The organism is Methylobacterium sp. ARG-1 (assembly GCF_001262595.1).
GTDB classification, from domain to species: domain Bacteria; phylum Pseudomonadota; class Alphaproteobacteria; order Rhizobiales; family Beijerinckiaceae; genus Methylobacterium; species Methylobacterium brachiatum.
The window spans coordinates 166,105-190,041 of the sequence record NZ_LHCD01000003.1; the positions used below are offsets into that span (position 1 = coordinate 166,105).

General features: G+C 69.6%; 24 protein-coding genes and 1 tRNA gene. 13 read left to right on the top strand and 12 right to left on the bottom strand.

Translation table 11 applies throughout. The features are described 5' to 3' along the window. Window positions 1-7: 7 nt before the first annotated feature. The 4 genes from AKJ13_RS04485 to AKJ13_RS04500 form a co-directional block, all read right to left on the bottom strand. Window positions 8-379: a hypothetical protein gene (locus AKJ13_RS04485; RefSeq protein WP_050732280.1), complete on the bottom strand. Its 372-nt coding sequence runs from the start codon at window positions 377-379 to the stop codon at window positions 8-10. A 4-nt stretch (window positions 380-383) separates the two neighbouring features. Then, entirely contained in the window at window positions 384-614 is a 231-nt protein-coding gene (locus tag AKJ13_RS04490) for a hypothetical protein (RefSeq protein WP_050732281.1), read from the bottom strand. 99 nt (window positions 615-713) lie between these two features. Continuing rightward, the gene (locus AKJ13_RS04495) at window positions 714-2,303 is read right to left on the bottom strand and encodes a glucan biosynthesis protein (protein ID WP_050732282.1); all 1,590 of its coding nucleotides are present in this window, start codon (window positions 2,301-2,303) and stop codon (window positions 714-716) included. A 94-nt stretch (window positions 2,304-2,397) separates the two neighbouring features. Beyond that, window positions 2,398-3,063 (bottom strand): SCO family protein, encoded by a 666-nt coding sequence (locus AKJ13_RS04500; protein ID WP_007559955.1) that lies wholly within the window; start codon window positions 3,061-3,063, stop codon window positions 2,398-2,400. Window positions 3,064-3,318: 255 nt separating this feature from the next. Here AKJ13_RS04500 and AKJ13_RS04505 point away from each other — a divergent pair, with 255 nt between their 5' ends. Further along, complete coding sequence (locus AKJ13_RS04505) at window positions 3,319-4,221, top strand: MBL fold metallo-hydrolase (protein ID WP_050732283.1); 903 nt, start codon at window positions 3,319-3,321, stop codon at window positions 4,219-4,221. Between the two features lie 98 nt (window positions 4,222-4,319). On the opposite strand, the gene AKJ13_RS04510 is transcribed toward AKJ13_RS04505, so the two are convergent. Then, window positions 4,320-4,396, bottom strand: a tRNA-Pro gene (locus AKJ13_RS04510). Between the two features lie 158 nt (window positions 4,397-4,554). Between AKJ13_RS04510 and AKJ13_RS04515 the strand changes: the two genes are divergently transcribed. The 9 genes from AKJ13_RS04515 (at window position 4,555) to AKJ13_RS04555 (ending at window position 14,902) form a co-directional block, all read left to right on the top strand. Then, the gene (locus AKJ13_RS04515) at window positions 4,555-5,835 is read left to right on the top strand and encodes a glycosyltransferase family 1 protein (RefSeq protein ID WP_050732284.1); all 1,281 of its coding nucleotides are present in this window, start codon (window positions 4,555-4,557) and stop codon (window positions 5,833-5,835) included. 107 nt (window positions 5,836-5,942) lie between these two features. After that, window positions 5,943-6,263 (top strand): rhodanese-like domain-containing protein, encoded by a 321-nt coding sequence (locus AKJ13_RS04520; protein ID WP_050732285.1) that lies wholly within the window; start codon window positions 5,943-5,945, stop codon window positions 6,261-6,263. A 146-nt stretch (window positions 6,264-6,409) separates the two neighbouring features. Beyond that, window positions 6,410-7,567 carry an efflux RND transporter periplasmic adaptor subunit gene (locus tag AKJ13_RS04525; protein ID WP_050732286.1) on the top strand — a complete coding sequence of 386 codons (1,158 nt, stop codon included), beginning with the start codon at window positions 6,410-6,412 and terminating at the stop codon, window positions 7,565-7,567. Window positions 7,568-7,674: 107 nt separating this feature from the next. Continuing rightward, on the top strand, window positions 7,675-10,872 hold the full coding sequence (locus AKJ13_RS04530; protein WP_050732287.1) for a multidrug efflux RND transporter permease subunit: 3,198 nt from the start codon (window positions 7,675-7,677) through the stop codon (window positions 10,870-10,872). Between the two features lie 122 nt (window positions 10,873-10,994). Then, entirely contained in the window at window positions 10,995-11,513 is a 519-nt protein-coding gene (locus AKJ13_RS04535; RefSeq protein ID WP_050732288.1) for a hypothetical protein, read from the top strand. Between the two features lie 85 nt (window positions 11,514-11,598). Next, complete coding sequence (locus AKJ13_RS04540) at window positions 11,599-12,378, top strand: lysophospholipid acyltransferase family protein (protein WP_050732289.1); 780 nt, start codon at window positions 11,599-11,601, stop codon at window positions 12,376-12,378. 150 nt (window positions 12,379-12,528) lie between these two features. Continuing rightward, complete coding sequence (locus tag AKJ13_RS04545) at window positions 12,529-12,975, top strand: hypothetical protein (RefSeq protein ID WP_039902314.1); 447 nt, start codon at window positions 12,529-12,531, stop codon at window positions 12,973-12,975. A gap of 142 nt (window positions 12,976-13,117) precedes the next feature. After that, the gene (locus tag AKJ13_RS04550; protein WP_050732290.1) at window positions 13,118-14,224 is read left to right on the top strand and encodes a DUF2125 domain-containing protein; all 1,107 of its coding nucleotides are present in this window, start codon (window positions 13,118-13,120) and stop codon (window positions 14,222-14,224) included. A gap of 18 nt (window positions 14,225-14,242) precedes the next feature. Next, window positions 14,243-14,902 (top strand): phosphoribosylanthranilate isomerase, encoded by a 660-nt coding sequence (locus AKJ13_RS04555; protein ID WP_050732291.1) that lies wholly within the window; start codon window positions 14,243-14,245, stop codon window positions 14,900-14,902. A 10-nt stretch (window positions 14,903-14,912) separates the two neighbouring features. Here AKJ13_RS04555 and AKJ13_RS04560 read toward each other — a convergent pair whose 3' ends face one another. From AKJ13_RS04560 to rpsA, 5 genes are all read right to left on the bottom strand, one after another. After that, entirely contained in the window at window positions 14,913-15,281 is a 369-nt protein-coding gene (locus AKJ13_RS04560; RefSeq protein ID WP_050732496.1) for a LapA family protein, read from the bottom strand. A 19-nt stretch (window positions 15,282-15,300) separates the two neighbouring features. Further along, window positions 15,301-15,612, bottom strand: a complete 312-nt coding sequence (locus AKJ13_RS04565) for an integration host factor subunit beta (protein ID WP_007559930.1) — start codon at window positions 15,610-15,612, stop codon at window positions 15,301-15,303. Window positions 15,613-15,674: 62 nt separating this feature from the next. Beyond that, the gene (sppA, locus tag AKJ13_RS04570; RefSeq protein ID WP_050732292.1) at window positions 15,675-16,637 is read right to left on the bottom strand and encodes a signal peptide peptidase SppA; all 963 of its coding nucleotides are present in this window, start codon (window positions 16,635-16,637) and stop codon (window positions 15,675-15,677) included. A 305-nt stretch (window positions 16,638-16,942) separates the two neighbouring features. Continuing rightward, complete coding sequence (locus AKJ13_RS04575; RefSeq protein WP_050732293.1) at window positions 16,943-18,082, bottom strand: NAD(P)/FAD-dependent oxidoreductase; 1,140 nt, start codon at window positions 18,080-18,082, stop codon at window positions 16,943-16,945. Window positions 18,083-18,449: 367 nt separating this feature from the next. Then, a complete protein-coding gene (rpsA, locus tag AKJ13_RS04580) occupies window positions 18,450-20,162 on the bottom strand; it encodes a 30S ribosomal protein S1 (RefSeq protein ID WP_007559924.1) in 1,713 nt (570 codons plus the stop codon). A 545-nt stretch (window positions 20,163-20,707) separates the two neighbouring features. Here rpsA and serA point away from each other — a divergent pair. Together serA and AKJ13_RS04590 are read left to right on the top strand one after the other, a co-directional pair. After that, entirely contained in the window at window positions 20,708-21,958 is a 1,251-nt protein-coding gene (gene serA, locus AKJ13_RS04585; RefSeq protein ID WP_050732294.1) for a phosphoglycerate dehydrogenase, read from the top strand. Window positions 21,959-22,094: 136 nt separating this feature from the next. Further along, window positions 22,095-22,571, top strand: a complete 477-nt coding sequence (locus AKJ13_RS04590) for a hypothetical protein (RefSeq protein ID WP_050732295.1) — start codon at window positions 22,095-22,097, stop codon at window positions 22,569-22,571. Window positions 22,572-22,595: 24 nt separating this feature from the next. On the opposite strand, the gene AKJ13_RS04595 is transcribed toward AKJ13_RS04590, so the two are convergent. Continuing rightward, on the bottom strand, window positions 22,596-22,880 hold the full coding sequence (locus tag AKJ13_RS04595) for a hypothetical protein (RefSeq protein ID WP_144426181.1): 285 nt from the start codon (window positions 22,878-22,880) through the stop codon (window positions 22,596-22,598). Window positions 22,881-23,074: 194 nt separating this feature from the next. Here AKJ13_RS04595 and AKJ13_RS04600 point away from each other — a divergent pair, with 194 nt between their 5' ends. Beyond that, window positions 23,075-23,290 (top strand): hypothetical protein, encoded by a 216-nt coding sequence (locus tag AKJ13_RS04600; RefSeq protein ID WP_050732297.1) that lies wholly within the window; start codon window positions 23,075-23,077, stop codon window positions 23,288-23,290. 35 nt (window positions 23,291-23,325) lie between these two features. On the opposite strand, the gene AKJ13_RS04605 is transcribed toward AKJ13_RS04600, so the two are convergent. Then, entirely contained in the window at window positions 23,326-23,658 is a 333-nt protein-coding gene (locus AKJ13_RS04605) for a hypothetical protein (protein ID WP_050732298.1), read from the bottom strand. Window positions 23,659-23,937: the final 279 nt, after the last annotated feature.

The window sequence follows — 23,937 nt, forward strand, 5'->3', positions numbered from 1 at the left end:
CGGCGCATCACCAGCCGCAGTTCGGGATCGGCGGCTGCGGCTTGGCCAGGGCCGCCTTCTCGATCGGCACAACCGGCCCCCAGGCGTATTTCTGCGCGTGCGGCGTCACGTTGGCGAACACGCAGCCGAGCTGGAAATGGCTGGCGCCCATCTCGCCCGAGAAGCCCATGCAATCCAGGAAGGTCCAGGTCTTCGGGACCGGGATCATCGAGCGCCAGCGGGGCATCGCCACCGGCGAGCAGACCTTGACCGCCCCGGTGCCGTCATCGGCGTTGAGGGCGCTCTCCGGCGTCTGCGCCTCGGCCGGTGCGGCCGCGAGGAGCAGGACGATCGGGATCGCGCGATGCGCTGCGGAACGAAGCGTCTCGGGTGCGTTCATCGGGTCAGTGCATCGTCCGCCACAGGCTCGCAAGGATCGCGAAGCCGATCACGTTGTACAGAATCGCCCAGATCCAGACGCCCATCACGGCCTTGCTCGGCTGGCGGGGCCGCTGGCGGCCGAGACGCAGGCGGTGCCGGTCCTCGGGCGTCGGCCAGATCGCGCTCCGCGGGGCCTTCAGCAAACGGGTCAGGGCCTCGGGCAGGTTGAGGCCGGGTGGCGGTTCGCCGTTCATGACGGCCTCGGATGCGGCGGGACGGCGCGACGCCGCCCTGGATCACCCTTCTACAGACGGCCGCGCCGGCTCGGCAATGCGACGGAGCGGCCTGTCGGCCTACAGCACCGTGCCGGGCGCCTGCGGATAATACTGGTAGGCCCAGGTCTCCGAGAGCAGCCGGTCGCCGTTCTTGAGCTGCAGCCGCATCTCGACCGGCTCGGGACCTTCGGCGAAAACCTTCAGGAATACCCGCCAGGGGCTCGGCTTGCCGTAGGGCGCCCAGATCGCCCCGACCTCCTCGACAGAGCCGCGCGACAGCGTCAGCGACACCGTGGCCTGTTCCGGGTTGAGACCCGCCAGGGCCGCGCCCTCGAATTCCAGGACGAACTGGCGCACGAGGTTCGCCCGGCCCGCGCGCCTGTCCGCCTCGGAGAGCCAGGAGGCCTTGGTGGCCCGGGTCGCGACGCAGCGGGCCAGATCGGTGGCGACCGGTTCGGTCACCGGCCAGTGCAGCCGGTAGGCGAAGCTGCGCTCCGACCCCGCGCCCGGCGAATCGGCCGGCACCCACATGGCGCCGATATTGTCGTCGGTTTCCTGATGGGTCGGGATCTCGACGAGCTGCACGCTACCGGCCCCCCAATCGCCCTGCGGCTCGACCCAGATATGCGGGCGGTTCTCCTCGAAGCCGTCGTCGATGTAGTTGTCGAAGGATCGGTCGCGCTGGAGCAAGCCGAACCCCTTCGGCGAGCGGTCCGCGAAAGCGCTGACGCTGAGCCGCGGCGGATTGTTGAGCGGGCGCCAGATCAGCTCGCCGGCGCCGGTCCGCATCAGCAGCCCGTCGGAATCGTGCACCTCGGGCCGCCAGTCGCTGGCGAGGAACCGGCTCATCCCCTCGGAATACCAGAGCATCGAGGTCAGCGGCGCGACGCCGAACCGCTCGACCGGTTTGCGGATGTAGAGCGTGCAGGCGACGTCGATCACCACATGCGGCTCCTTCCGGGCGGTGAACCGGTAGGCGCCGGTGAGGCTCTGGCCTTCCAGCAGCGCCAGGATGGTGACCGCCCCGCCCGCGGCGGGGGACACGTAGAAGCGGGTGAAGACCGGAAATTCCTCTGTCTTGCCCGGTCCCGGCGCCGTGTCGATGGCGATGCCCCGGGCCGAGGCGCCGTACTGCGCCCCGTCGCCGGCCGCACGGAAATAGGAGGCTCCGAGGAAGGCCAGCCAATCGCCGTCGGCGCCGGGCTGGTCGGCCGGGACCTTCTGGAAGCGGACACCGGCAAAGCCGGCGCCGTCGGGCAGGTCCTTGCCGGGATTGCCGGGCGGGTAGGCGAAGAGGTCGCGCGAATACAGGACCTCGCGCGCCTGGCCGCCTTCGAGCGCATAGATCTTCACCGGATGCCGGAAGAAGTTGCCCAGGTGGAAGAACGTGACCGGGTACGGGCTTTCCGGGAACAGGGCGTGCGCAGGCGGGTAGCGGATCTCCTGGAGCGGCCCGTAGGTCAGCGCGTCGAGGATCGGCGAGGCCGGTGCCTCCGGGGGCGGCGCGTAGGGCCGGTCGCGCAGGCTGCGGGCCAGCGTCTTCAGCCGGTCGAAATCCATCGGCTCGGGCGCGGCCAGGCGCGGGCCGCCGGATGCGGCCAGGGCGGGGCGCGCGAGGGGCGAGAGGGCCAGCAGGCCTAAAGCTGTCAGGGCGCGTCGCGTGATCAAGCTCGAACCTCCGGGAATCGCCGGTCTGACGACCTGCCCCGCCCTCTAGTCACGCTGGAATGACCGCGCAATTTACCGCGGCGCCGGCCGAGGTTCAGCTTCGCGGGCCGCAGGCATTGGTGGGGCCGTTGGTCTCCCACAGCGCGGCGCCGCCTCCGGGGGCGCATTGCCCCGGCAGCGCCAGGGTGATCAGCTTGGACAGGGTGCGGTCCTCGTCCTCGCCGTAGCCGATCTCGCCGACCATCCGGCCTGTCTTGTCGAACAGCCCGACGGTGGCGGAATGCTCCATCGTGTAGTCGCCGCCCTGGACCGGCACGCGCTTGTAGGCGACGTGGTAGGCGTCGGCCATGCGGGCGACCTGCTCGGGTGTCCCGACGAAGCTGCGGATCCGCGGATCGAATGCGGCCAAGTAGTCCCGCAGGCTCTCGGGCGTGTCGCGCTCCGGGTCGAGGGTGACGAACACCACGTTCAACCGGTCGGCGTCGCGGCCCATACGGCCGAGCGCCGCCGACAGGGTCGCGAGCGTTGTCGGGCAGACCTCGGGGCAATGGGTGAAGCCGAAGAACAGGGCGGTGGGCTTGCCGAGCAGGTCGGCTTGGCTGACCGGCTTGCCGTCGAGATCCGCCATGGCGAAGCTGCCGCCGACCCGGCGAGGGTGGCTGAACTGGGAGCCCTGCTGCAGGACGATCGCCCCCGTGCCGGTGGCGACCAGGGTGACGAGGGTGGCGGACGCGATGAGCGCGAGCGGGCTCGGTGCCATGCTGGGACCTGCGGCTAGGGCGTCGATGGGTTCCATATGGGGTTGGAATCGCCGCGCGCGATCCCGCTGCGGCGAGCCGGCCCCGCGGCGCTCCGGGAACTCGCTTCTACGACCCCAGTTTGCGGTACACCAGCGGCCGAAGCATGCAACGCCAGAGCGGTCGAGTCCGCGGCGGGACAACATTGCGGCCGCAACGACCCGAGCAGCTCTGCCGAGACCGGCCTGCTCGGGCAACCCGCATGGGAGCAGCCCCGCATGGCCCAGCAGATTCCCGTCGACCCGAAGGCCCGTGCCGACGACCCGGCCCGCGATGCCGAGCGGGACGATTCCACCCACGCGATCACCGGCGACGTCGCCTATCGGCGGCTCGTGTTGGTCAACACCGTGTTCGTTGGCGCCCCCGGAGCCGGCGACCGCGGCTGGGTCCTCGTCGATGCCGGCGTGATGGGCGGCAAGGGCGCGATCAAGGCCGCGGCCGAAGCGCGATTCGGCGCGGGCGCGCGGCCCGCCGCGATCGTGCTGACCCACGGCCATTTCGACCATGTCGGCGTGCTCGAGGATCTCGCCGAAGAGTGGGATGTCCCGGTCTTCGCACACGCGCTGGAGCGGCCTTATCTCGACGGCAGCGCCTCCTACCCGGCCCCCGATCCGAGCGTCGGCGGCGGATTGCTGGGGCGCCTGTCGCCGCTCTTCCCGACGAAACCGGTCGACGTGTCCAAGCGCCTGCAGGATTTGCCAGGGGACGGATCGGTGCCGCCGATGCCGGGCTGGCGCTGGATTCACACGCCGGGCCATGCGCCGGGCCATGTCTCGTTCTGGCGCGAGGCCGACCGCACCCTGATCGTCGGCGACGCCTTCGTCACCACCGCGCAGGAATCGGCCTACGCGGTGGCGGTCCAGGGACCGGAGCTGCACGGGCCCCCGATGTATCTCACGATCGATTGGGGCGCGGCGCGCCATTCGGTCCAGGCGCTCGCCGGCCTCGAACCCGAGCGCGTCATCACCGGCCACGGCCGCCCGCTCCAGGGCCCTGAGATGCGCCGGGCGCTCCACGCCTTGGCCGAGCATTTCGACCAGGTCGCGGTGCCGGAGCACGGACGCTACGTGGAAGCGCCGCTGAGCGCGGCCGATGGCTCAGCCTACGCGCCGCCGGATTGAACCCGCGCACGAAATCCCTCGGCGAAGCCAGGGTACGATGGCGATCGAATGGGGGCTGGTCGGTCGGGCCGGCGCCAACGCGCAGTTCCAGAAAGATATGGTCGGAGTGGCCGGACTTGAACCGACGACCCCCTGTCCCCCAGACAGGTGCGCTACCGGGCTGCGCTACACTCCGACGCCACGTGGGCACGGCGCTCTTAGCCGTCGCGCCCGGCCCGCGCAAGCCCTCCGCGGCGGATCGGCGGCGCTGGCCCTCTCCGGCCCGGACAGGTACGGGGAGCGCCAGCCCCCCAACCATCGCGCCGAAACGCCCGCGCCACGCCAACGAGGACCATGACCGACCGACCGATCGCCTTCGATCTCACGCGCCTCGTCACGCGGTTGCGCCATGCCAGCCCGTCAGGGATTGACCGGGTCGATCTCGCCTATGCCCGCTACTTCCTCGGCCGGCCCGGGCCGGGCGTGGGCGTGGTCTCGACTGCGTATGGGCCCCGGGTGCTGGACCGCGCGCTTGCCCTCACCATCGTCGAGGCGGTGGCGGCGGGCTGGGTCGAGGATCGGGACGCGCTCTCGGATCCGGTCTATCGCGGGCTTGCGGCGCGGCTCGGCGCCCCGGCGGCGGCCGCCCCATCGGCGCCGGCGCCAAGGAATGGCGGATCGCAGCGCCGCCGGATCCAGGCCCGGACCGCAGCCGACATCGCCCTGCGCGGGCGCTCGCTCGCGGCCCTGCCCCGGGATGCCCTCTACCTGCACACCTCGCATCTGCGTCTCGACAATCCCGGGCGGTTCGACTGGCTCTACGACCGGCGGGACGTGCGCGCGGCGTTCTTCGTCCACGACCTCATCCCGATCACGCATCCCGAATATGGGCGTGCCGGCGAGGCCGACCGCCACCGGACCCGGATGCGCACGGTCGGCCGACATGCCGCCGCGATCCTGGTCAACTCGGCCGATACCGGCGCGCGCACCCTCGATCACCTGGCGGCCGAAGGGTTCGGCCGGCCGCCGGTGGCGGTCGGTCATCTCGGCGTCGAGACGGCTTTCGACCGCTCGGGGCCCCGGCTTCAGCCGGACCGCCCGACCTTCCTGGTCTGCGGCACGATCGAATCGCGCAAGAATCACCTGCTGCTGTTCCAGATCTGGCGGCGGCTGGCCGAGCGGCACGGGGCGGCGACGCCCCGCCTGGTCGTGGTGGGGCGCCGGGGCTGGGAGGCTGAGAGCGCCATCGACATGCTCGAGCGCTGCCCCGGCGTGCGCGCCCACACGATCGAGGTCACCGGCCTCTCGACCCACGGCCTCGCGGCGCTGACCCGCAGCTGCACGGCCCTGCTGATGCCGTCGTTCACGGAGGGCTACGGCATCCCGATCGTCGAGGCGGCGGCTTCCGGCCTGCCCGTGGTGGCCTCGGACATCCCGGTCCACCGGGAGATCGCCGGCGGCGTCGCCCATTTCTGCGACCCGCTGGACGGGCCTGGCTGGGAGCAGGCGATCGAAGCCCTCGCCCGACCGAACGCGCCGCTCCGGACCGAACTGGCCGGCCGCCTCGACGGCTACGTGCCGCCGAGCTGGAACGGCCATTTCGCCGCCATCGGTCCGACGCTCGCGGCGATCTGACGGGGCCGCGCGGAACGCCGCGAGTTGCGCCGGTCGGGCCTGACGAATAAGGGAAAGCGTCAGTCCATAGGGCCGGCCTTCGGCTGGGCGGAACGGAGAGCCTGTCGATGCAGGTGGTCGACCTCGATCGCGAGACGGTCAAGCGTGGGTTGAACGATGGCACGATGCTGATCATCGACGTGCGCGAGGACCACGAATACGAGGCCGGGCACATCCCCGGCTCCGTCTCCCATCCGCTCTCCACGTTCGATCCGCAGGCCGTCACGGCCCTGATCGCCGCGGATGGCCGCCGCCCGGTCTTGTCCTGCGGGTCGGGAGTCCGCTCGGTCCACGCGCTGATGGCCGCCCAGAAGGCGGGCCTCGACATCTCCGAGCACTACAAGGGCGGCTTCAAGGATTGGTACGCTGCTGGCGAAGCAATCGAGTAGCGGATTAAAACAATCCGCACTCACGGGGCCGTGATGTGCGCTCTCGCACAATAAGCACCAGGGCGCGCGGGTTACGGCGCGCCCACCAAGGATTTATCGTCAAGCTCGGTTCGACCGACGGGTCGGCCAACGGACAGCAGGACCCGATGCGCAGCCGGCTTTCCAGTCTCTTCCCCGTGCTCTCCGGTCTCGCTGCCGGCTTCCTGGTCGTGGGCCCCCTGGCGCCAATCGCGTACGCCCAGGCACCCGGCGGGCCGCCGCCGAAGGTGACGGTGGCCAAGCCGGTGGTCCGCGAGATCGTCGAGCGGGACCAGTATACCGGTCGCTTCGAGGCGATCGAGAACGTCGAGGTCCGGGCCCGGGTCACCGGATACCTGGAGAAGATCAACTTCATCGACGGCCAGAACGTGAAGAAGGGCGACCTTCTGTTCGTGATCGACCGCCGTCCCTACAAGGCGGCGCTGGAGCAGGCCCAGGCCGCCCTGGCCTCGGCCAAGGCGCGGCAATCCTTCTCGCAGACCGACCTTGAGCGCGCCCAGACCCTGTCCCGGAGCGGCAACATCTCCGAGCAGGTCACGGACCAGCGCCGGCAGGCCTCGCTGACCGCCCAGGCCGACGTCGACAGCGCCCAGGCGGCGCTGAACAACGCGCAGCTCAACTACGATTTCAGCGAGGTGAAGGCCCCGGTCAACGGCCGGATCAGCCGGCGGCTCGTCACCGAGGGCAACATCGTCAGCGCCGACCAGACGATGCTGACCACGATCGTGTCGCTCGACCCGATCTGGTTCAGCTTTACCGTCGATGAGAAGTCGTTCCTGAAGTACCAGAACAGCCTCGGCATCGGCATGGGCCAGACCCAGCAGGGTAAGGGCGTGCCGATCATGATCTCGCTGTCCGGCGAGGCGAAGCCGACCCGCAAGGGCACCCTCGACTTCGTCGACAACCGCGTCGACAACGCCACCGGCACGATCCTGCTGCGCGCCACGGTCCCCAACGCCGATCAGTTCATCAAGCCCGGCCTGTTCGGCATTGTCGCGATGCCGGCCACCAAGCCGTTCCAGGGCGTGCTGATCCCCGACGAGGCGGTCGCCGCCAACCAGGACAAGCGCGTCGTCTACGTGGTCGGGCCCGACAACGTCATCCAGCAGAAGGACGTGGTGCTCGGTCCGAAGGTGGACGGCTACCGGGTGATCCGCAGCGGCCTGAAGGGCGACGAGACCCTGGTGGTCAACGGCGTCGCCCGCATCCGTCCGGGGGCCAAGGTCACCCCGGAGACGATCGAGCTGCCCCCGAGCAAGACGTGAGCCTGACCGGCTCGACACGATTGCATTCGCGCACGCCGTGCCGCGTGCGCCGCTTCGACGACGCAGGGCCCCGACCGGGTGACCGGCGGGCCTCAGAGGTTTGACCGATGCGTTTCGCCCATTTCTTCGTCGACAGGCCGATCTTCGCGTCCGTCACGTCGATCATCTTCCTGATCCTTGGCTTCGTGGCGTACGAGAGCCTGCCGGTCTCGCAATATCCCGAGATCGTGCCGCCGACCGTGACCGTGCGCGCCTCCTATCCGGGCGCCAACGCCGAGACCGTGGCCGCCACGATCGCGACGCCGATCGAGCAGGAGGTCAACGGCGTCGACAACATGCTCTACATGACGTCGTTGTCGACCAACGACGGCAACATGCTGCTGACCGTGACCTTCAAGGTTGGCACCAACCTCGATATCGCCAACGTGCTCGTGCAGAACCGGCTCTCGGTCGCCCAGCCGCGCCTGCCGCCGGACGTGCGCAACCTCGGCGTGACCGTGCGCAAGGCCTCGCCCGACCTGATGCTGGTCGTGCACCTGCTCTCGCCGAACAAGACCTACGACCAGAACTACCTGGCCAATTACATCTACCTGAATATCCGCGATGAGCTGCTGCGCCTCGACGGCGTCGGCGACATTACGGTGTTCGGCGGTAACGAGTATGCCGAGCGGATCTGGGTCGATCCGAACAAGCTCGCCGCCTACGGCCTCTCGGTGACCGACGTCACCACCGCCCTGCAGGAGCAGAACGTCCAGGTGGCCGCCGGCCAGCTCAATGGGCCACCCGCGGCCCGGGGCGAGGCGTTCCAGCTCGTCGTCCAGTCGCAGGCGCGCTTCAAGACACCGGAACAGTTCGCCGAGGTGATCATCAAGGCCCAGGACGGGCGCCTCGTCCGGGTCAAGGACATCGCCCGCGTCGAGATGGGCCAGAAGGATTACACCACCAACTCCTACCTCAACGACACGCCCGCAGTGGGCATCGGCGCGTTCCAGCGGCCGGGTACCAACGCCCTTGAGGCGGCGACCTCGGTCAAGCAGGTGATGGAGGTCGTCAAGAAGAACTTCCCGCCGGACGTCGAGTACCGCATCGCCTACAACCCCACCGAGTTCATCGAGGAATCGATCCAGGAGGTCTACAAGACCCTGTTCGAGGCGGTCGGCCTCGTGGTCATCGTTGTGCTGGTGTTCCTGCAGAGCTGGCGCACCGCCCTGATCCCGGTGATCGCGATTCCCGTGTCGCTGATCGGCACCTTCGCGGCGATGGCAGCCTTCGGGTTCTCGCTCAACAACCTGACCCTGTTCGGGCTGGTGCTCGCCATCGGCATCGTGGTCGACGACGCGATCGTGGTGGTGGAGAACGTCGAGCGCAACATGGCCGAGGGGCTCTCCCCGGGCGACGCTGCGCACAAGACCATGGACGAAGTCGGCGGCGCGGTCATCGCCATCGCCCTCGTGCTCGCGGCGGTGTTCGTGCCGACCGCGTTCATCCCGGGCATCTCCGGTCAGTTCTACAAGCAGTTCGCGCTCACGATTGCGGCTTCGACCCTGATCTCCGCGTTCAACTCGCTGACCCTGTCGCCGGCCCTGTGTAAGCTGTTGCTCGTGCCGCACCACGCGCGCAAGGAGCCGAAGTTCTTCCTGACGCGGTTCGTGAACTGGCTCGCCAACGGCTTCAACCGTGCCTTCGACGCCACGTCGAACTTCTATGGGCGGACGATCCGCGTCCTGACCGGCGGGTTCGTCGGACTGGGCGCGATGCTGCTGGTCTACGCGGCGGTGATCGCCGGCACCCTGCACCTCGCCCAGACGACGCCCACGGGCTTCATCCCGGACCAGGACCAGGGCTACCTGATCGGCGTCGTCCAGCTCCCCTCGGGCTCCTCGCTCGACCGGACCACCGAGGTGATGCTGCGCGCCGCCAAGCAGGCGCGGACTGTGCACGGCATCGCCAACGCCGTCATCATCGCGGGCTTTGACGGCGCGACCTTCACGAACACCACCAATGCCGGCGTGATGTTCCTGACGCTCACCGGGGCCAAGGAGCGGGCCGGCGAAGGGCGCAGCGCCGCGGTGCTCACCGGCGAGGTGCTCAAGGCGACCTCCGACATCCAGGAAGCCCGGGTGATCGTGATCCCGCCGCCGCCCGTCCGCGGTCTCGGCAACGGCGGCGGCTTCAAGCTGCAGATCGAGAGCCGCCAATCCTCGGAGATCGGCCCGCTCATGGCCGCCGCCGGCGAGGTGATCGCCCAGGCGAACCAGAGCGCCGACGTGCAGCGCGTGTTCACGACCTTCGACAACGCGACGCCGCAGCTCTTCCTCGACATCGACCGCACCATCGCGCGGATGCTGAACGTGCCGCTCGCCAACGTGTTCTCGTCGGTCCAGGCGGATCTCGGCGGCACCTACGTGAACGACTTCAACACGTTGGGCCGCATCTACCAGGTGCGCCTGCAGGGCGATGCCGCGTTCCGGTCGTCGATCCAGGACATCTCGCAGATCAAGGTGCGCTCCTCCACGGGCGCGCTGGTGCCGATGGGCACGCTGGCCTCGGTGCGCGACGTGACCGGGCCGCAGATCGTGCAGCGGTTCAACCTGTACTACTCGGTGCCGGTCCAGGGTGTGGCCAAGCCGGGCGTCTCGACCGGTCAGGCGCTCACCGCCATGGAGGAGATCGCCAAGAAGGCGCTCCCCGAGGGCTACTCCTACGACTGGACCGAGATCGCCTACCAGCAGAAGGCCGCGAGCGGCACCGCCGGCGCCGTCTTCGCGCTCGGCGTGCTCCTGGTCTTCCTGGTTCTGGCCGCCCAGTACGAATCGTGGGCCCTGCCGATGGCGATCCTGCTGGTGGTGCCCACCGGCGTGCTCGCGGCTCTGGCCGGGGTGCAGTTCCGGGGGCAGGACAACAACATCCTGACCCAGATCGGTCTGATCGTGCTGATCGGCCTCGCGGCCAAGAACGCGATCCTGATCGTCGAGTTCGCGCACGACATCGAGCAGCGCGAGCACCGGGGCCCGGTGGAGGCGGCGGTGGAAGCCTGTCGGCTGCGCCTGCGCCCGATTCTGATGACCGCCTTCGCGTTCATCCTCGGCACCTTGCCGCTGGTGATCGCTACCGGCCCCGGCGCCGAGATGCGCCAGGCGCTGGGCACCGCGGTGTTCTTCGGGATGATCGGCGCGACCTTCTTCGGCCTGTTCCTCACCCCGGTCTTCTACGTGGTGATCCGCCACTTCTCGCTCTGGCTCGGCCGCCTGCGCGGCAAGCCGTCCCACGGCGACCATGGCGGGGCGGCCCCCGCCCACGGCTGAGGCGGGACGTCGTCCCGTCGGGATCCCGACGATTACAGGATCTCAGAGCCGCGCCCGACCCTGACCGGTCGGGCGCGGCTTCGTTTTGCGAAGGCGTGGGGTCTTCGGTGTAGAAGCCTGTCATGCACGTCCTCGGCCGCCTGCTCCTCGGAGCCTTCGCCCTCCTGCTCGCCGTTCCGGCCGGCGCCGCGATCCTGGTTCTGGCGCTGCTCGTCGACCCGACGGCCAATACCTGGCTTACGGGCGGGGCGCTCGCCGGCGTGGACATGGCGCTGTCCGACCTCTCCGCCGGTCTCCCGCCGGAAGGATTGCTCCTTTTGGTCGCCGGCCTCGCGCAGGCGCTGTTCGTCCTGCTGTTCGTGCCCCCCGCCCTGGTCGGTTTCGCCGGCGAGATCTTCGCGCGCCGCGGTTACCTCTGGTACGGCGCCGGGGGCGGCCTGCTGACCGCCGCCCTGCCCTGGCTGGCGCGGGGCGCGGTGCAACCGCAGACGACCGGCACCGCCCCGGGGCTTCTCGCCGCGGAAGCGCGCCTGACGCTGATTTTGTTCGTCGTCGGCGCCAGTGCCGGCCTGATCTACTGGATGGTCGCCGGGCGCAGCGCCGGCTTCTCTCGTGCGGAGCCGCATGCCGGTAGCACATGAGCGGTTCGGTCCGGTGTCGGACCGTCCGCGCTTGGCCGCGGGCGCCTCTGCGCGCTAGAGGAGGACCGCCGCGAAGTGGATTCCGATGCTCGCCCTGCGCTCCCTCGCCTTCAACGTCTGCTTCTACGTCATGACGACGCTGCTGGCGTTCGGCGGCCTGCCCACGCTGGTCTCCCGCCGCGCCGTGCTGCGGCTAGCCCGGCTCTGGGGCCGCCTGACCCTGTGGCTGCTGCGTGTGGTCGCCGGCATGCAGGTCGAATTCCGCGGCCTCGAGAACATACCGACGGGCCCACTGCTGGTGGCGGCCAAGCACCAATCGGCCCTGGAGACCCTGGCGCTCTGCACGGTGTTCCCGGAATTCGCCTACATCCTGAAGCGCGAGCTGCTGCTGATCCCGCTGATCGGCTGGTACCTGTCCCGCAGCGGCATGGTGGCGATCGACCGGTCCAAGGGCGCCCGGGCGATGAGCCTGATGAACGCGGCCGCGGCCGACGCTATCCGGGAGGGGCGCCAGCTCATCATCTTCCCGGAGGGGACGCGCCGGGCCGTGGGGGCACCGCCCGCCTACAAGCAGGGCCTGTCGCATCTCTACATGGCCCTCAAGGTCCCCTGCCTGCCGGTGGCCCTGAACACCGGGCAATTTTGGGCGCGCAACAGCCTCATCCGCCGGCCCGGCAAGGCTGTCATCCAGTTCCTGGAGCCGATCCCCCCGGGCATGGGCCGCCAGGAATTCCAGGCGCTGGCCCAGGAGCGGCTCGAGGTGGCGTCCAACGCCCTGCTTGAGGGCGGCCCGAAGGGTTTCGCCGCCGAGGCCGGTTCGGCCCCGGCGGCCGAAGCACCCGCCGGAGCAGCGCAGCGTCGCTGATTGTTCCGGGCGGCCGCGGGCTGAATTTCGCCAGGTATGCCATGGCGATGGCCCGTGCGGACGCTTGTGGATAACCCGGGCAATCACCACATTCCTCCTTAGGAACGTTGTGCTTGACGCCTGTGGATATCGCGCGGTAGGTTGGAACAAATGGCGAACAGAAGAGCCCTGTCCTGGTCGGCCGCGCTTCGCGACCTGAAGGACGATCGCACGCGGAGACAGGATGTGCGTGAAGAACGCCTCAAGACCACCGCTGGCCTGCGCGGCACGCCGGCCCTCCCGCTCTCGGCCTGGCGCGGACGCTCGGGCCGGCGCTACGTGGTCGGGGTTCATCCGGCCGGCGCCTTCGATCTCGACGAGATGGCGGAAGCCGTGGTGATCGCCGTGCGGCGCGACGATACCGGCATCGCCGAGATGGTTTCGGTGGCGACCTCGAACGAGAGCCCGCGCGACCATCTTCGGCGGACCTGGCTCGACCGGGTGCGCACGCGTGGCGCCACGGAGCTGCACGTGCATCGCTTGGCCGACGACGAGGCCGAGCGGACGGCGATCGTCAACGACCTACAGCTCGACACGATCGAGCCGGCGCAAGTCTGAGCCGAAAAACCGGTTCCGGCGGGCGGATCGGTCCGCTCGTCGGTCGACCGATCCCGGCGCCGCCCCAGTTTTGCCCCGTGCATGGCCTCAAGGCGGGGCCTGCAGCCCCGTGATCTGGGGCGGATGACGGGGAGTGGGATGCATGGTTCAGGATCGGACGCAGCCGGGTCTTGATGCGCGGGCCTCACGGGCGCAGACGGCGCGACGGTTCCGGCTCGGTCTGTTCCTGCCCTATATCCTGCTCGCGCTGATCGCGGTCGCTTGGTCGGCCGGCTGGTTCTGGCTCCGGGGCCGGGCGGCGACGGAGATCGATGGCTGGATCGCCCGGGAGGCGGCGGCCGGGCGCAGCTGGACCTGCGCCGACCGGTCGCTCACCGGTTATCCGTTCCGGATCGAGCTGCGCTGCAGCGCCGTCACCCTCGAGCGGTCCGATGGTCGGTTCCGCCTCGGCCCGTCCACCGCGGTGGCGCAGGTCTACCAGCCGCGCCTGGTTCTGTTCGAGAGCGCCGGGCCGTTCCATGTCGAGCAGGGCGCGCTGACCGGCGACGCCGCCTGGAGCAAGCTCCAGGGCAGCGTCCACGGCGCGTCGGACGGGTTCACCCGCGCCTCCCTGGTGGTGGACGGCCCGAACGTCACCGTCACCGGCGCCGATCCGGGGCCGATTGCGGTCACCAGCCAGCATCTGGAACTGCACGCGCGGCCGACCCCCGGCCGTTACAAGTCCGAGGGCGCCGTCGATGTCAGCCTGCGCCTGGCCCAGGCCGTCGTCCCGCAGCTCGACACGCTCACCGGCAATCCCGCCCCCGGCGACATGTCCCTGGACGCAACGCTCACCCAGGCGACCGTCCTGCGGACCGGGCCGGTGCCGCGAGAGCTGGAGCGCTGGCGGCAGGCCGGCGGAACCCTCGACCTGACCGGTTTGTCCTTGGCCAAGGGTGCCCAGCGCATCCAGGCGAAGGGCGCGCTCGCCCTGGACGATGCGCATCGTCCGGTCGGGCAGCTCGACCTGCGGGCGGCCGGAATGGATGCCCTGATCGGCAGCGTGGTGGGCCAGCGCTTCGGCTCGGACAAGGGGGCTCTGGTCGGCCAGCTCGTCGGCGGCCTGCTGGGTCTGGGCCGGCAACCCGAGCCGGAGGCGTCGGCGGATGCGGCGCCGCTCAAGCCCCTGCCGCCGCTGAAGCTCATCAACGGGCGGTTGGTGTTCAGCGGGTTCCCGATCCCGAACGTCTATCTGCCCGTCCTGTACTAGATCGGCTATACCGCCGCGATGTCCGCCCCGCTCCCTCCGGCCCGCGTCAAGATCTGCGGGCTCAGCACGCCTGAGACTGTCGAAGCCGCTTTGGCGGCCGGCGCGGATTGGATCGGGCTCGTCCACTTCCTGCGAAGTCCGCGCCACGTAGCCTTCGACGAGGCATCGCACTTATCGGCGCAGGCCCGTGGGCGCGCCGAACGCGTGGTCCTCTTGGTCAATCCGGACGACGCGGAGGTGCGGGCGGCGATCGAGGCGGTCGATCCCGACCTGATCCAGCTGCACGGGCGCGAAAGCCCGGAGCGGGTCGCGGCGATCCGCGCGCTCGCCGGCCGGCCGGTGATGAAGGCGATCGGTGTCGCTGCCCGGGCCGACCTGACGGCGATCCCGGCCTATGCAAGGGTGGCGGACCGGATCCTGCTGGATGCCAAGCCACCGGCCGGGGCCGCGCTCCCCGGTGGCAACGGCCACCGGTTCGACTGGTTGATCCTGGACGGTGCCGACCTGCCGGCGGGCACGATGCTGTCCGGGGGGCTCGATGCCGGCAATGTCGGCGAGGCTCTCTCCCGCACGGGGCTCGGAGCCGTGGATGTGTCCTCGGGTGTCGAAACGGCGCCCGGCATCAAGGATCCGAGGAGGATCGCGGCCTTCGTCGCCGCGGTCCGGGCGGCGCGCTGACGGACGCGGCTCAGCGCGGCGCCGGCAGCGCGGTCCGGTTGGCGTTGGGGACCGTATAGGGGCCCTGCGTCTCGCTCTCCGGGGCGTAGGCGCGCAGCCGGTTCGCCTCGCGCTCGTAGCGGTTCGCCTCGCGGCGGTGGTAGCGCACATTCGCCCGGGTCTTGCCCTGGCCGAGCCAGGTGAAGACGCCGCCGACCACGATGCCCAGAGCCACCGCGCCGAACAGGATCGCGTAGAGCGGCAGGTTCACGCTGAACACCGGGGCGTCAGCGTTGAACGGGTCGAAGGAGAGCGGCACCGGCGCCCGGTTGGCAACCGCCAGCAGGATTACCAGGGCGGCGATCGGGAGCAGCACCAGGCTCTTCAGGAAACGGATCATCGCGCTCACAGACCTCTTCCTACTCGGCAGCCGACGCGCTCTCGCCGATGCCCGCGGCGTTGAGGCGCTGACGCATCTCCTTCCCGGTCTTGAACACGGGAATCGCCTTCTCGGACACGGCAACGGCCGCGCCGGTGCGCGGGTTTCGTCCCTTCCGCGCTTCTCGGCGCTTGACCGAGAAGGCGCCGAAGCCGCGCAGCTCGACCCGGTCGCCCCGGGCCAGCGCATCCGAGATGGTGTCGAGGATCGCGTTGACCAGGATCTCGACGTCGCGCTGGTAGAGATGCGGGTTCTGCTCGGCGATCTTGAGGACGAGCTCCGACTTAATCATGGCGTCTGGTCTTCTCGGGGAATCGGGGCGGGCTTCCGGGCTGCCGTCTCGGTCGGGGGCGCTCAGGGCTCCGGGCGCCACAGGACGAGGAGGCCCCCGCCGGCCGTCTCAGCCTGGGCTCCGACGGCCCGCAGACGCCCGGCGAGCCCGTCGAAGCCCAGCAGGTCCGCGCCGATGCCGGCGGCCGACCACAGGGAGAAGTCGCTCTCCTTGCTCGGCTTCCAGTCCTTGATCGGCAGATCCTTCGGGACGCCCCGGTCCTTCTCGAGCCAGACCACCGCCTGGCGCTCGCCGCCCAGCTCGTCCACCAGCTTCAGGGGCACGCTCTGGCGGCCGCTGAACACCCGCCCATCCGACACGACGGCGAGCTGGCCAGGATCCATGCCCCGGCGCTCGGCGACCAAGCCCTTGAACCACGCGTAGGTGTCGCCGACCACGGCGGCCAGGGCGGCGCGCGCCTCTGGGGTGGTCGGGGTGAAACCCGACGGCTCGGCCTTGAGCGGCGAGGATTTGACCGACTCGACCTTGACCCCGACCTTGTCGAGCAGGCCCGACAGGTCCGGATACTGGAACAGCACGCCGATCGAGCCGACCAGGCTGGTCTCCCGGGCGACGATATGGTCGGCCGCGATGGCGGTGATGTAGGCGCCCGAGGCCGCGGTGCCGTCCACGAAGGCGACCAGCGGCTTCTTGGCGGCCAGCGCGCGCAGGTTGCGGAAGATTTCTTCCGACCCGGTGGTGGTGCCGCCCGGCGAGTTGATCGAGACGATCACGCCCTTCACCGCGTCCGACTCGCCGACTCGCTTCATCAGCTTGGCGGTCGACTCGCTGCCGGCGATGAAGCCCGAGACCGAGATGCGGGCGATCTGCGGGCGTACCGCGAAGGCGCCGTCTGGGCCGGTCCGGACCCGGTAGCCCAGCGCGCCCACCGCGACGATCAGGCCGCCGATCCCGAGCACCCGCCACAGGGACAATCTGCGGCGCAGGCGCCGGCGGTCGATCAGCAGTTCGGCGTCGGCTGCCATGCGTACGCTTCCCCTCGCCTCCCCGGATCGACCCCGAGCTGGGGTGCGGGGGCGAGGCCCCGCGCCGGGCAAGTCCTTGGTTTCCTTTGCGTCGCACGGCCGGAACCGCACGACGCCGGTGTTCTAGAGCATTTTCCGCGGGCCTGGATATGGGCCGCGCGAAGAAAATGCGGTGCCCCCGGGCAGACCCTCAAGCCGGGCTGTCCGCGGGTGGCCCGCGGGGTGGCGATCCGGTCCGGTTCAAAGGCGCAGGCCTCTCGACGAATCTCTTGCCCGGCGCACGTGCGCGGCGTGCGAGCGACGCGTCAGGGAGACTTACGACCCCCGCCCTTGAACAGGGCGACGACGCTGTGGGGCGCCCCAGCCCCGAAGAATCGCGCCAGATTCTCGGCAGCTGCGATGGCGAATTCGGTGCTGCGGGGAAACAGATCGCCCTCATACCGGTTGAGCGCGGCCTCCACGCTGTCGGGCGCGGCGATGAGCGCCCGGGCGAGGTCCGCGCCGTCGTACAGGGCGAGGTTCGCCCCCGCCCCCGAGAACGGCGACATGAGATGCGCGGCGTCGCCGAGAAGCGTGACGCCGGGGACGCGCGCCCAGCGATGGTCGGCCGGCAGCGCGTGGATGAGCCGCAGGATCGGGGCCGTGTCGCTATGCCCGACCAGGGCGGCGAGGTGCGGCGCCCATCCTGCGAATTGCGCGGCGATGCGTGCCGGTGTTCCGCGCGCGTCCTGGGCATCCATGGCCGCAAACCACTCTGCCGGCTGCCTCAAGGCCGTGTAGATGTGCAGCGTCCCGTCGGCATAGCGGTGGGCGAGAATGCCCCGTCCCGGCGCGAGCGCCATCAGCGTGCCGCTGCCGATCGCGTCCGCGCTGTCCCTGTATCGCGTAGCCCCGGCGAGCAGGGACGTCTCGACGAACGCGATGCCGGTATAGGCCGGTCGCGCGCCCGACAGGCGGGGGCGCACCGTCGACCAGGCGCCGTCGGCGCCCACGAGCAGATCGGACGTGACGGTCGCACCATCCGCGAAGGTGATGGTGTGTCGTCCACGGGCGCCGGGCGCGACGGAAATCACCTTGTGACCCCATCGGATCGTTCCGGTCGGCAGCGCGGCGATCAGCATCCGTCGAAGGCCGCCGCGATCGATCTCCGGGCGGCTGCCCAGGGGATTGCCCGGACTGTCGAACAGGATGACGCCATCCGCGCCGACGATGCGCTTCGCATCCTCTCCGGGGCGGACGCGGGCGAGGAAGCCCTCGAACAGCCCGGCGGCCTTCAGCGCGGCCTGGCCGGTATCCTCATGAAGGTCGAGCAGACCGCCCTGGGCCCGCGCCTCGGCGGACGGTTCGGCTTCGTAGATTGTGGCCGCGATGCCGTGGAGATGGAGGATACGGGCCAGCACGAGGCCGCCGAGGCCCGCGCCGATAATGGCAATCGCCTGTCGCATGGGTGCGCTCCTGCGACCGCAGGTTCACAGCGCCCCGGGGCGTTGCCGGCTGCGGCGCCCGACATCGTCGGGCTGCTCTTTCGGAGACGCTGGCTCAGCGGCGTAACTTCCGCGCTCGGCCTGTGTGCGACGGCCAAAAATTGCGCCGCCGTTTTTCGCGACAATCGTCAGAGTACCGCGCCGTCCCGGGGCGGACAACCGGCCTCGATCCGATCGAGGCCAGCCCCCGCCCGCACCAGCCCTGTGGTGCATCCTACTTCGACAAGGCACACAATGAAAAACCCGCGCGGGACGGGTGTCCTGCGCGGGCTTTGGAACTGATCCGAGGCCGCCGCCCGGATCAACCGGGCGGCGAGACCATCTGGTCTCACTCGTCGTCGGTGCGGGCCTTCTTGAAGGCTGCGCCGAGGATGTCGCCGAGCGAGGCGCCGGAATCGGCGGAGCCGAACTGTGCCATCGCCTCCTTCTCCTCGGCCACTTCCAGGGCCTTGATCGAGACCTGGACGCGGTGGGCCTTGCGGTCGAACTGCACGACCCGGGCATCGAACTTCTCGCCGGCGGCGAAACGCTCGGGGCGCTGGTCGCCGCGGTCGCGGGCGAGTTCGGCGCGGCGGACGAAGGTGGTCATGTCGGTGTCGACGATCTTCACCTCGACGCCCGAATCCTTCACCTCGACGACTTCGCAGGTGACGATCTGACCCTTCTTGATCTCGCCGGCCTCGGCGAAGGGGTCACCGCCGAGCTGCTTCACGCCCAGCGAGATCCGCTCCTTCTCGACGTCGACGTCGAGAACCTGGGCGCGGACCATGTCGCCCTTCTTGAACTCCTCGATGACCTGCTCGCCGGGACGGTTCCAGTCGAGATCCGACAGGTGAACCATGCCGTCGACATCGCCCTCGAGGCCGATGAACAGGCCGAACTCGGTCTTGTTCTTGACCTCGCCCTCGACCTCGGAACCGACCGGGTGCTTCTCGGAGAAAGCCTCCCAGGGGTTCTGCAGGGTCTGCTTGAGGCCCAGCGAGATGCGGCGCTTGACCGGATCGACTTCCAGGATCTGAACCTCGACCTCCTGGGAGGTGGAGACGATCTTGCCCGGATGGACGTTCTTCTTGGTCCAGCTCATCTCGGAGACGTGGATCAGGCCCTCGATTCCCGGCTCCAGCTCCACGAAGGCGCCGTAATCGGTGATGTTGGTCACGCGGCCCTTGAGCTTGGCGCCCTCCGGGTAGCGGGCGGCGATGCCCTCCCACGGATCGGCGAGCAACTGCTTGATGCCGAGCGAGATGCGGTGCGTCTCGTGGTTGATCTTGATGATCTTGACCTTGACCGTCTGGCCGATGGTCACGACCTCGGACGGATGGTTCACGCGGCGCCACGCCATGTCGGTGACGTGCAGCAGGCCGTCGATGCCGCCGAGATCGACGAAGGCGCCGTACTCGGTGATGTTCTTGACGACACCGTCGATGACCTGACCTTCCTCAAGGTTGGCCACCAGCTCGGAACGCTGCTCGGCGCGGCTCTCCTCGAGCACGGTCCGGCGCGACACGACGATGTTGCCGCGGCGGCGATCCATCTTGAGGATCTGGAACGGCTGCGGGGTGCCGAGCAGCGGGGTGACGTCGCGGACCGGGCGGATGTCGACCTGCGAGCGCGGCAGGAACGCCACGGCGCCGTCGAGGTCGACGGTATAGCCGCCCTTGACCTGGTTGAAGATCGTGCCGGTGACGCGATCGTTGTTCTCGAACGACTTCTCGAGCTTGACCCAGCTCTCCTCGCGGCGCGCCTTGTCGCGCGAGATGACGGCTTCGCCGAGCGCGTTCTCGATCCGGTCGACGTAGACCTCGACCTCGTCGCCGACCTTCAGCTCGCCTTCCCGGCCGGGGCCGGTGAATTCCTTGAGTGCGACACGGCCTTCCGTCTTGGCGCCAATGTCGATGACGGCCACGTCCTTCTCGATCGCGACGACGCGACCCTTGACGACGGACCCTTCGGTGATCTCGTGTTCGAGGAAGCTCTCCTCGAGGAGGGCGGCGAAATCATCGCGGCTCGGGCCACGCCCCAGAGCGGTACCTGCGGACATTCTCTCTCCTGAACGGCCCCCGGCGGGGGCCCGTTGCGTCGGCGGCTCGCGTTGCACGCACCCCCGGTTCGCCGCGGCCGCTCCCGTAAACCTTCGGGGAGAGGCGGCCGGTCCCGCGGGATCCGGCTTGCCGACGCGTCGATACGGATGACGAGGGCGATCCAGCCGGCGACTCGGCGGCGCACAGAATCTTGAGCGCGCGCGAAGCGGAATCCGGGAGGACGCGCGCTCCATACCGCATCGGCTTAACGACTTCAACCGAGCGGGTTTCTCGGCTTCACGGGCGTGCCGCGACGGCCGTGACGACGGAATCGCCGGCGCGTGAAGGCCGCTCGGGCCGCCGGCGCTCGGCCCGTCCACGCGGCGTCGAACGGCGGCCGGGCGTGCAGCCCTGCCGTGATCGGCGCCATGTTGCGTCGCACAGGGCAGGCTCGTATCGCTGGGCCCGAGACAGACCCGCGAGACGGCCCGGCATAGCCGCGCGCGACCGTTCCGCCGCCAGACGAACGATCCCCATGACTTCCGAGCCCAAGACTTTCCAGCCCATGACCCTCGACAAGCTCTCACTGCCCAAGGACAAGATCCGTGTTCTGCTGCTCGAAGGCATCAACGACAGCGCCGTCGCGCTGATGCAGGCCGCCGGCTACACGAACCTGACCCGGCTGCCGAAGGCCCTCGACCGCGAGGCGCTGCACGACGCGCTCCAGGGCGTGCACATGCTCGGCATCCGCTCGCGCACCCAGCTCGACGCGGCGGCCTTCGAGGCGGCGGACCGGCTCCTGGCGGTGGGTTGCTTCTCAGTCGGCACCAACCAGGTCGAGCTCGAGGCGGCGCGCCATCGCGGCATCCCGGTGTTCAACGCGCCGTTCTCCAACACCCGCTCGGTGGCGGAGCTGACCATCGGCGAGATCGTGATGCTGCTGCGCCGGATCGTGCCGCGCTCGGTCGGCGCCCATGCCGGCCGCTGGGACAAGTCGGCGACGGGCTCCCTGGAGGTCCGCGGCAAGACCCTCGGCATCGTCGGCTACGGCAATATCGGCACGCAGCTCTCGACGCTGGCCGAGGCGATGGGCATGCGCGTGCTGTTCTACGACCACACCGACAAGCTGCGCCACGGCAACACCGAGCCGACCAAGACCCTGCACGACCTGCTGGCCCAGTGCGACGTGATCTCTCTGCACGTGCCCGAGACCGACGCCACCGCCAACATGATCGGCGAGGCCGAGATCCGCGCCATGAAGCCCGGTGCGTTCCTGATCAACAACGCCCGCGGCACGGTGGTCGACCTCGACGCCCTGGCGGCGGCCCTGCGCGACGGCCACCTCAAGGGCGCGGCCGTGGACGTCTTCCCGGTGGAGCCCGGCTCCAACGCGGAAGCCTTCGTGAGCCCGCTCCAGGGCATCGAGAACGTGATCCTCACGCCCCATATCGGCGGCTCGACGGAAGAGGCCCAGGAGCGCATCGGCGCCGAGGTCGCCCGCAAGCTGGTCGATTATTCCGATATCGGCTCGACGGTGGGCGCCGTGAACTTCCCGCAGGTCCAGCTGCCGGCCCGGCCGACGGGCACGCGCTTCATCCACGTCCAGCGCAACCTGCCGGGCATGCTCGGGCGCCTGAACGACGTGTTCTCCCGCGGCCACGTCAACATCGCCGCGCAGTACTACCAGACCGACGGCGAGGTCGGGTACGTGGTGCTGGAGACCGACGCCACCGACGCCGATGCCGAAGCGCTGCTCGCCGAGATCCGCGCGATCCCGGGCACGATCCGGGCGCGCCTGCTCTACGAGCGCCGCTGAACCGGAGCGATTTCGCCGCCGCTGCATCGAACGCGGGCCCTGTTGCCGCGTTCGCCTTGCGCGGCGGGCTCGGGCGCTGTTCAAGTCGTGCCCGGCCGCGTTGCTGATGGATCGGCCGGCCGGCGGAGGATGTGCGGTGACGAAGCGTATTGGATGCGGATTGGCCGGCCTCATGCTCGGTCTGGCCGGGACGATCTCGGTCGTCTCCGATGCGTCCGCCGATTGCCTGCGCCGGATCTACAACCGCTCGACCTACGTGCTGGTCGCCCGCCAGGATGGCGGCCCGCCCGTCACCCTGCTGCCGGGCCGGTCCTTGCCGGTGCGGCTGTCGCGGCCTGGGCAGATCGACATCTCGGCCTATTGCGGCCGCCCCGAATTCGGGGGCGCCCCGGTGACCCAGGCGAGCTTCGATTACGAGGCCGTGCTCGACCGCTGCTTCGTCCGGTTCGGAAGCGACGAATTCTTCGCCTCGCAGATCGGCCGCGGCTTCTTCGGCACGCAGGAGACGGCGCCGTTCACGGTCAACAACCCCCGCCAGGGCGATATCGTCCTCGGCCCGTCCGTCCTCCCGGCCTGCCCGGTGCCGGGTGCGGTGCTCAGCCGGCGCGGCTGAGGATCAGCGCCCCGTCACGACGCGCTAGAGATAGTGCCGGAAGACGACCCGCCGGTCCTCGGCGCCGGCGGGCGGCGGCGCTGAGATCGGCGTCAGGAAGGGGCTGGCAAGCCGCAGCGCGATCAGGCTGATAGCCGTGAGCACCGGGGCGACGTATCGAAACGGGCGAGCGAGCATGGGCGCCTCCGTCGCGACCTTGCCGATCCAGGCGGTGACCTGAGTGCAGCCCTGACGCGTGACCGGAGCATCGCATCGCGGGGCGCGATCGGACGTGCCGAAGCGCACATGCGCCACGTTGAGCCGGCTCATCAGGCGCGGCGCGTCGCAATCCGCACGCGCCGGCCGATGCAATCATCCGCGGTGACGCGGCTCCGATTGCGTCCGCGGCCTCGCTGGCGCCTGCCGCGTCACGCTCCTATGGTGCCCCCGTGCGGGAGTTTCGCTGCGCGTGCCGCGACGGAGCTTCCCTTCGCCGAACCAACAGCGTGAACGAGGACGCGCGTATGCTGACCCAGACTGGCAACCCGATCCTGCGGGAGGATCTCGGCGTCGAGGAGACCATCGAGTCCGACAACATCGTCCGGTGGGACGGCGAGCGGCTCTACGTCGAGCAGGACGTGTTCCACAACGGCCAGCTCGTCCACCGCAAGTACCGTCGCACCGTGTCCGAGCCCGTGGCCCACGCACTCTGGGCGATCATCAACCGCGCCAAGCAGTGATGCGCCGCCGGTAAGGCCCAGGCGCCGCGCAGGCGTCAGGCGGCCACCGCGTTCAGGGGTGCGGTGGCCGAGTGCCGCTCGGCCGGCAGCGCGTCCAGCCGGGCATGGGCGTTGTCGAAGGCGCTCCGAAGCGTCGCGCTGGCATCTTCCACCGCGACCAGCACCGCCAGCTTCTGGGACGTGGCGCGATCCGCGATGCTGCGGGCGGCCGAGAGCAGCGACTGCTCCAGACTCTGGAATTCGGCCGCGGCCTCCTTGCCCGTCTCACGGGTGGCCGCCGCCAGCCGCTCGAGCGCCGCATCGAGGGCATGACGCAGGACAAGCGTGCGCACGCGCTCCTGAAGGAGCGCCCTCTCGTCGAGTTTCATCAGAATCCGTCCGCGGTGGGGAACGCTCGGAAGATCTCACACTTCCGCGGCCCGTGCAGCCACCTTTTTGCAACAGCGCAATACAGCTTTCCAATCGAGCCTGTGATCCGTCGGAATATCGATCGTTTCAGCCCCAAGAATTGTTCTGGCGTTTAACTGCCAATCTCAACGGTTCGGCCAATTATAATTTATACTTTTGCGTTTTCGTCTTGGATCTGGCGGCGTCGACCGGCGTCTAGGGAGCTGAATTTAAATGATCATCGGATATTCGTCGCCCGG

Coding starts and splice junctions, on each gene's coding strand:
- AKJ13_RS04485 (WP_050732280.1), bottom strand. CDS start 379: ATGAACGCACCCGAGACGCTTCGTTCCGCAGCGCATCGCGCGATCCCG.
- AKJ13_RS04490 (WP_050732281.1), bottom strand. CDS start 614: ATGAACGGCGAACCGCCACCCGGCCTCAACCTGCCCGAGGCCCTGACC.
- AKJ13_RS04500 (WP_007559955.1), bottom strand. CDS start 3,063: ATGGCACCGAGCCCGCTCGCGCTCATCGCGTCCGCCACCCTCGTCACC.
- AKJ13_RS04505 (WP_050732283.1), top strand. CDS start 3,319: ATGGCCCAGCAGATTCCCGTCGACCCGAAGGCCCGTGCCGACGACCCG.
- AKJ13_RS04515 (WP_050732284.1), top strand. CDS start 4,555: ATGACCGACCGACCGATCGCCTTCGATCTCACGCGCCTCGTCACGCGG.
- AKJ13_RS04520 (WP_050732285.1), top strand. CDS start 5,943: ATGCAGGTGGTCGACCTCGATCGCGAGACGGTCAAGCGTGGGTTGAAC.
- AKJ13_RS04525 (WP_050732286.1), top strand. CDS start 6,410: ATGCGCAGCCGGCTTTCCAGTCTCTTCCCCGTGCTCTCCGGTCTCGCT.
- AKJ13_RS04530 (WP_050732287.1), top strand. CDS start 7,675: ATGCGTTTCGCCCATTTCTTCGTCGACAGGCCGATCTTCGCGTCCGTC.
- AKJ13_RS04535 (WP_050732288.1), top strand. CDS start 10,995: ATGCACGTCCTCGGCCGCCTGCTCCTCGGAGCCTTCGCCCTCCTGCTC.
- AKJ13_RS04540 (WP_050732289.1), top strand. CDS start 11,599: ATGCTCGCCCTGCGCTCCCTCGCCTTCAACGTCTGCTTCTACGTCATG.
- AKJ13_RS04545 (WP_039902314.1), top strand. CDS start 12,529: ATGGCGAACAGAAGAGCCCTGTCCTGGTCGGCCGCGCTTCGCGACCTG.
- AKJ13_RS04550 (WP_050732290.1), top strand. CDS start 13,118: ATGGTTCAGGATCGGACGCAGCCGGGTCTTGATGCGCGGGCCTCACGG.
- AKJ13_RS04555 (WP_050732291.1), top strand. CDS start 14,243: ATGTCCGCCCCGCTCCCTCCGGCCCGCGTCAAGATCTGCGGGCTCAGC.
- AKJ13_RS04560 (WP_050732496.1), bottom strand. CDS start 15,281: ATGATCCGTTTCCTGAAGAGCCTGGTGCTGCTCCCGATCGCCGCCCTG.
- AKJ13_RS04565 (WP_007559930.1), bottom strand. CDS start 15,612: ATGATTAAGTCGGAGCTCGTCCTCAAGATCGCCGAGCAGAACCCGCAT.
- sppA (WP_050732292.1), bottom strand. CDS start 16,637: ATGGCAGCCGACGCCGAACTGCTGATCGACCGCCGGCGCCTGCGCCGC.
- AKJ13_RS04575 (WP_050732293.1), bottom strand. CDS start 18,082: ATGCGACAGGCGATTGCCATTATCGGCGCGGGCCTCGGCGGCCTCGTG.
- rpsA (WP_007559924.1), bottom strand. CDS start 20,162: ATGTCCGCAGGTACCGCTCTGGGGCGTGGCCCGAGCCGCGATGATTTC.
- serA (WP_050732294.1), top strand. CDS start 20,708: ATGACCCTCGACAAGCTCTCACTGCCCAAGGACAAGATCCGTGTTCTG.
- AKJ13_RS04595 (WP_144426181.1), bottom strand. CDS start 22,880: ATGAGCCGGCTCAACGTGGCGCATGTGCGCTTCGGCACGTCCGATCGC.
- AKJ13_RS04600 (WP_050732297.1), top strand. CDS start 23,075: ATGCTGACCCAGACTGGCAACCCGATCCTGCGGGAGGATCTCGGCGTC.
- AKJ13_RS04605 (WP_050732298.1), bottom strand. CDS start 23,658: ATGAAACTCGACGAGAGGGCGCTCCTTCAGGAGCGCGTGCGCACGCTT.